General features: G+C 30.8%; 7 protein-coding genes. 2 read left to right on the top strand and 5 right to left on the bottom strand.

Going from position 1 to position 6,603, the window contains the following annotated elements; all coding sequences use genetic code 11:
* Positions 1–19: 19 nt before the first annotated feature.
* The 4 genes from EGT34_RS20625 to EGT34_RS20605 all read right to left on the bottom strand — a co-directional run bounded on the left by EGT34_RS20625 (position 20) and on the right by EGT34_RS20605 (position 4,334).
* Positions 20–544: a hypothetical protein gene (locus tag EGT34_RS20625; RefSeq protein WP_000100569.1), complete on the bottom strand. Its 525-nt coding sequence runs from the start codon at positions 542–544 to the stop codon at positions 20–22.
* A complete protein-coding gene (locus EGT34_RS20620) occupies positions 510–1,775 on the bottom strand; it encodes a DUF1173 domain-containing protein (RefSeq protein ID WP_000770546.1) in 1,266 nt (421 codons plus the stop codon). The genes EGT34_RS20625 and EGT34_RS20620 overlap by 35 nt, the downstream gene beginning before the upstream one ends.
* Positions 1,776–1,790: 15 nt before the next feature.
* A complete protein-coding gene (locus tag EGT34_RS20615) occupies positions 1,791–2,873 on the bottom strand; it encodes a zeta toxin family protein (RefSeq protein ID WP_000258411.1) in 1,083 nt (360 codons plus the stop codon).
* 297 nt (positions 2,874–3,170) lie between these two features.
* On the bottom strand, positions 3,171–4,334 hold the full coding sequence (locus EGT34_RS20605) for a replication initiation protein (RefSeq protein WP_000217890.1): 1,164 nt from the start codon (positions 4,332–4,334) through the stop codon (positions 3,171–3,173).
* Positions 4,335–4,834: 500 nt separating this feature from the next.
* On the opposite strand from EGT34_RS20605, the gene EGT34_RS20600 reads away from it, so the two are divergent.
* Together EGT34_RS20600 and EGT34_RS20595 are read left to right on the top strand one after the other, a co-directional pair.
* Complete coding sequence (locus EGT34_RS20600; RefSeq protein WP_000719146.1) at positions 4,835–5,068, top strand: hypothetical protein; 234 nt, start codon at positions 4,835–4,837, stop codon at positions 5,066–5,068.
* A gap of 67 nt (positions 5,069–5,135) precedes the next feature.
* Positions 5,136–5,387: a hypothetical protein gene (locus tag EGT34_RS20595; protein ID WP_000572025.1), complete on the top strand. Its 252-nt coding sequence runs from the start codon at positions 5,136–5,138 to the stop codon at positions 5,385–5,387.
* Between the two features lie 244 nt (positions 5,388–5,631).
* On the opposite strand, the gene EGT34_RS20590 is transcribed toward EGT34_RS20595, so the two are convergent.
* On the bottom strand, positions 5,632–6,603 hold a 972-nt coding region (locus EGT34_RS20590), incomplete at its 5' end, for a hypothetical protein (protein WP_171456080.1).

The raw sequence follows: 6,603 nt of genomic DNA, 5'->3' as shown, positions 1-6,603 counted from the left end.
TAAATCATACCAAAAAAAATTATTTAGTAGAAAGTTTTTCAAGACACTTTTTTGCCTCTTCTAATAGACGAGTATCAATTTCTCTTTTATGTGTAAGCATTCTTCTGAGATTTTGAGGATTCGCATTCAAGAGATCTGCATATATACTACTTGTAAGCTCTTCACCGTTCTGAGCTTCATAAAGTTTTTTTGTTTTTTCATATATTTGCTTTAGATGGATAGCATTAATAAAGTCCTTTCTTTCTTGAACAACCCCTCTCTCAATATAATTCCAATCAAAATAATTTTTTTCAAAATCTTTATTTTTTGCTTTGGACTCAAGACGTTTAAGTCTATTTTGAATTTCGGGAACAGCTACTTGACTCAAAATAGTGAAGACCTGACTATTATGATAATCAGGGTCCTCCATCACGACTTTATTTAGAAAATCATCACCGATTTTCTGAAGCTCTGGATATTGGGGAGAATTTTTTGGTACACAAGTTTCGAGAAATACATCATATAAACCCTTAACTTGTCCGATTTGTATCGAATAACTGCTCATTTGGTTTTAAATTGTCCTCTAAAATTTCTGAATCTGTAGTTAATAATCCAAGTTTTGGAAGATCAGGCATCGCCATTTCAGCCTCCCATATCCAACCTTCATATTCACTAGCTTCAATCAAATTAACTACACTTTCTTTATACGTGTGAGATTGTGCTGCCGGAATGATATACATTGCCGTAGGAACAGGCAAAGTATCAAGAGCCACTAAACTCGACAACGGTTTTTTTCTATCCAGATTGTAACGCAACCCTTTAATAAAAGGTCTATTTTCTCTGATCATTTCATTTATAAGATCATATTCATACATATTCTCATAAGGAATCCACTGTTCATTTACAACAATTAAACTAACTTCTTCTAAATTAGCTACACCAGAAATTCCTCTAGTAAAAGTTGAGATAGTAATTAATTGAGAGTTTTCGTGAGCACCCCAAAGCTCTAAGTCCTCTTGGAACCGTTTAAATATTCTTTTATGTAGATCCTTATTCATAAAAAAATGGAAATCTGGACAATGCTTTATAACCATTTTGAAATCATATCTGGCTTCTGAAATTTCTTTAACTATTCCTATTAAAATCATGAGGTTTTGTGATGCTTTGCCCGTATTCATATGGGCCATTTTTTCATTTCTTCTTGCTATTATTTCTTTTTTCTTCTGATCATTATATGTTTCAGGAATATAGAGATTATCGGTTAATGAAGCTCTTTTGGCGATTTTAGAATCACTAGCATTAAGCAGTGCTTTTCTTACTGTATACCAATTTCTCTTCGGAATGTCTGGATTGAAATAATTTAACTTAGCTTCTTCAAAAAGATAATGAAGTAATCCACGTAATGTAAGTTTTTTTCCATCAGTTCTTACCGAGTCACTATCTGCTCCAGAAGGGGCTGGCGGAGCTTTACCTGGCATTTTAGTTAAACTGAAATCTAATTTTAAATTTGTAGTACCATCTTCAGGATTTTCTTGTATTGCCTGTCCTTGTACCTCTCCAAGCCCGGAAAGTTCTTCAGGAGGCTCAAAACTTAAACAGACTGGTGAATGTCTTCCACCTGTTTTAGGCATTCTTTTTAGAATATAACTTTCATTTATTTTTGCTATGTACATTTCAACACCATTATTAGTACATAAACAAAGTGGACGTTTCCGCTTCTCATAGTATTGTTTTAATAATGATTGTAGTCCTTCAAAATCACTACTAATTACATCTTCACCAAATAATAGTTTCATATTAGTAACTCCAAATTATCTGTCTAGTTCTACGCCAACATCATGTTGTAAGCTTTGTTCTTGAGTAATATGAAAATCTTGTATTTCCTTTTCATTCATTAATTGCGGTAAATCCCCAGCATGATTAATAAATAACTCTCGTCCACGATAAAAGTTATTGTCTTTTTCGAGTTGATCCTTTAATTGATCTTTACTGTATTTTATTCCAACCAAGTTATTGATTTTGAGTGTAAAATCCTTTTCAGACTCATCCGTCACGATACCATGTACTACATCTCTAAATGCACCAGGATCTTTAATAATCTTTGGTGGGTCTAAATTTATTTCTAAGTTCTTTTCTGATTTCCCGTTTATATTTTTATTTTGGTTTTCACGTGGATTAATTGTTAGATGAGCATTTTCAATTTCTTTTAATTGTTGTTGCGTCAGCAAATTATAATCAGCCTCCGTTTTAGATAAAGTTTTATTCGTTTCTTGATTATAGATATTTAAACCAGCTTTTTTTTGGTTCCATACCCCTTCATCATTACGCATGTTTGAGTAAATTTCTTTACCAACACGATCATAAACTTTAAAACTATCCACAGCTTTTGAATTTTCTAATTCTTCTATTGCTCTTAAAGTTTCAGGATGTGTATTTTTATCTAAAGAGTTTTCATTAGGGGGGAATGAAGAAACTGCTCTGATTTCAATCGTATAATTTTTACTCTTAAGCGATTCAGTAATATCATTTAAAACATTTTCATTTTTAAATTCATGATTTAAAAGCAAATTATATTTTTCATTACTAATAGTAGAAATCAATTGATGAATTGAATGGTCTTTATCTTGTTGCGGATCCGCAACTTTAAAAATTGATTGGTCAATTAAAATTGAACCACCTTTTTTATTTAATTCATCTTGTGCTTGTGCAACGATTACGTCTTTACCTGAATCATGAGTACCCACAGTTAATATAGCTGTTGGAGTTTCTTGACTAACAGCTAAAGCTTTAGAAAAACTAAAATACTTATCTACAAATTGAGTAAATTGTTGATTAATGTTTTCTTCCGAATTCAAACTAGAATTTAGAGAATTTTCAAAATTATTTGTTACCATTATTTAGTTCCTTATTTAGATTTATAAGTTCATTTTTAAAAGAAATTAGACTAGAAAAGTCCATCTTATATAGGACACCGTTATTTAATATCCTTACTGACATAGATATCAATTTTTGATGCTCAATAGAGGCATCTTCAATAGAATTTTGTAGAAGTAAAAATATTAAATATTTGATATCTTTAAGATATTTATTTCTCTCGTTAAAAAAATAAAGATTTTCCATCTATAGTACACCGTAAAACATCGTAAGCAATGAACATACTATACTAAAAAAAATCAATCAAAGTGCTGCAATTATTGAATTGGAACTTTTAATTTGAATTTGATGGTAATTTTTAATTCTTCAGATTCATTAAGATCATAAATGTGCTCATCTAAAATAATAACGATTAGAGAAGCAATGAAACAGGCTAATATCTGATTTTGGGCATTGTCACATATCTTTTTTAATTCTGATAAATGCATTATAGCAGCTTGTACTTTTATGCCTTGAAGCCAACGCAGAACGCTTCTGTACGATACTTGAAGTAATTCTGATATATAGGTTTTAGTTTTACCAGAACGCAATAAACGCGCAGCCGTGCGCCTCATTTCAACATATTTATCGGATTTTGCACGTCCACCTTTTTTTGCTTTAATATGTTGCCTTTCACAAAACTCTTGAAAGCAGTAGCTATCTTTTTTCCAACAATATTTTGCGATTGATTTTGCTGTAGCACAAACTTCTGAATATGGTAGCGGAACGCTAAAATTCTTATTTGCATTTATTAATAAGCTTTTTACATGATCAAACCACTCAACAAATGTTTTACTTCTATAACTTCTAATGTCGATATATGCTTGATGCCGTATTTCGTTAAATAGATGATCATTTCGGCCGTTAATTACAAATTTCTCTATACCGGGTTTTTCTGAATTTATATTTCTGTATTCATGTGGCTTAAGTTCTAAATGTTCAACAAGTTCATGCAATGAATACTTTTCTAATCGTGGTACTTCTACAATCCATTTTTCATGTGCAGGATTCTTTGCTATTAGTCCCACGTACTTGCTGTCACCTTTTAATACTTCAGTGAGCTTTTTAGAAACTGAATTATAAAATTCTTGAGCTCTCTTGCTGGAACTTTCAGTAAAACTTACTGGAGCTTCAAGTTCATAGTAAAAATGGCAATGAGTATTTTCTGGATTAACTACAATTAAATTTGGTACTGGAATATTGTCATCAAAATCATACCGCCAAGCTGTTGCTGCGCCTGGATAATCAGCATCAATAACTATATATCTTTTAAAATTCGGATGATTAATTTGTATATGTGAGTGACGTATAGCTTGTTTCTTGTCACGAATCTTTAATCCGAAGAAGTCACTGGTACAGTAAGGTTTTTTTGGTAGGTTTTCATATAATCTATTGATTATAAAGTCTTTTTTAGAATTTAAATTAACAGAGTTTACAGTCATAAGTATGCCCATTGTACAATTTGGACACACTTTTCTTGGTTATTATAATGATCTTTCGCATATAAAAGGGTTGCAAAAGATATGAAGTAGATGTACTATGAATCTACGTTATACAAATAACCGTTGTTAAGTATGCCCGGCGAAGGATCTTGACAACAACCAGAGAGACTGAACGTTGGCGCGTTCGGTCTTTCGTCTTTTTAAGCATAGCATTTTTCTAATCAAAAAAAATCATCAAAGTGCTACAACTTTTCGTATTTTATAGCACAAAATATTTTAGTTATCCACAATTTTAAATTTATTTTTTATCACAAATTACATTTTTCAACTCTAGCCTTAGTAACCTTATTCTAGTGCATCACTCTGCGTATTCATCTTTAAATAAATCATTCACTAAAAATGTTGAATTTTTAAACTTAACTTTTTTTTTATATATGGTTATCATATGATCTAAACATACACTTGATTTAAAAAATCCCACTCATTACAAGGAAACCATTATGAAAAAAATCTTTTTATCTTTAACTTTGGGTTTAACACTTGCTGCTTCAAATGCTGCTTTTGCTCAAAAAAAAGGAGGCGAATGTTATTCCCGTGATAACTCAACATATATGTGCCCTGCCATTAGCCAAAAAGATCGTTTAACTATCCAACAAATTTATGATTTGGGATGGAAAGTAGTAGGTTACTTTGGAACACAAACAGGTAGATCAATTATCATCGAGCAACAATAATTTGATAATTGTTTAGACTTTGCCAACACGGTACTTCATGTATGTGTTGTACCTATTGGAGAATAAAATGATTGAAAATAAGTTTATGAAATTTTTGTTATTCCTTTTATTTGCAATTATGGGCTCCACACTTAGCTACATGATTAACAATATAATTCCTTTAATTATTTTACTTGTTATTTATGGATTAATTGTTAAGGATCCAGCTTTAAGAGCTCATAAATTTCTAGAAAGAGAAGTGTATTTTGTTCCGTGCGATCCTAGTACATCATACAAATATGCTCCTTTTGCGCCTCCATTTTTTACTTCAAGCAAATAACCAAAACACATTTTTGAGCCTCACGGCTTCAGGAGTCAATAATGCAAATCCCTAAACAAATCACACTAAATGAATCTAAATAAAAGTTGCATAATATTCCACGGCCATTCTGCTTCAGCAGCTCCAGGATAAAAGCCACTTAATACCATAAACAATTGTTTTATAAAAAAATGCCAAGAATAGTTATTAAAACTTTCTTGGCATTTTATTACAGAATTATAGTACGTTTAGCTTTAAATTCTTATTAAGACTTATAAAAATCACTTTTACATTTGCTGGTGGACCTAATATTGTCAGACCATGTAATTAATTCTTTGTTCGTCTTAGGTTTTGGTAATTTTTGTGCAATATTTAACCAACAACTAGTTGAATGACCTTCATCATCTTCTGCATTTTTTTCCCTTAATTTACTCCAATTTTGTACAATTTGGTCCGCAATGCCGGGATGATTTATATATAGATAACCTGCCATATAAAGATCAGCAAAAACCTCTTTCCACAATGTAGAAGCACTCCCAAACTCTTGATAAGTGATTAAATCTTTAACGTGTGATCTAAATTTTGGTGTAATAGCATTTGTACCTAAAATTGTTGTCTTATTTGAATTATCTGCATTGATATTAAATGTTAAATAATCTCTTTTAATATCAATACAGTGTGCAAACTCATGCATCATTATTGACAACTTAGGAATATCTAAGTTCTCATTTAAGAGCCTTTTATTTGATATATTCTTTATCATTTCTTTTTTCATATATTGACTAGAAACATCAGAATAATTCAAAGAACAGTATCCGTTCATTAAGTACATTGAAGCACCTGAAGAGTCGGGTATAGGTGCTAATCTTGTTAGTGCCCAACTTGTTCTTGTATTTCCAAGTTTTATATACACATCATTGTCACGGCCAATTTTTTGAATAATTCCAAATTCTTTACTTTTAGCGTCTTCATTATTTAATTTGGTAAAATTCTGTTGATCACGTAAAGTATACAAATGAAGATACGTGCCTGATGCTAATACCGACATAAATAACAATAAAGTAAGCCCGACATAAATTATTTTAAAATCATTTTCTTTCAGTAATTCAGAAAAAGTATTCCAGATAAAAGACAATATATAAATCAGTGAAATAGCAATGACTATAAAGTTTAGCCAAATAAAAGTATTAGTTGACTGTATATAAAAATTTAAAATGACAATAAAAATTGAAGATGT

Origin of the sequence: Acinetobacter sp. FDAARGOS_558 (genome assembly GCF_003937785.1) — a bacterium.
Classification (GTDB): Bacteria; Pseudomonadota; Gammaproteobacteria; order Pseudomonadales; family Moraxellaceae; genus Acinetobacter; species Acinetobacter baumannii.
This window is presented reverse-complemented; position numbering and strand designations above follow the sequence as displayed.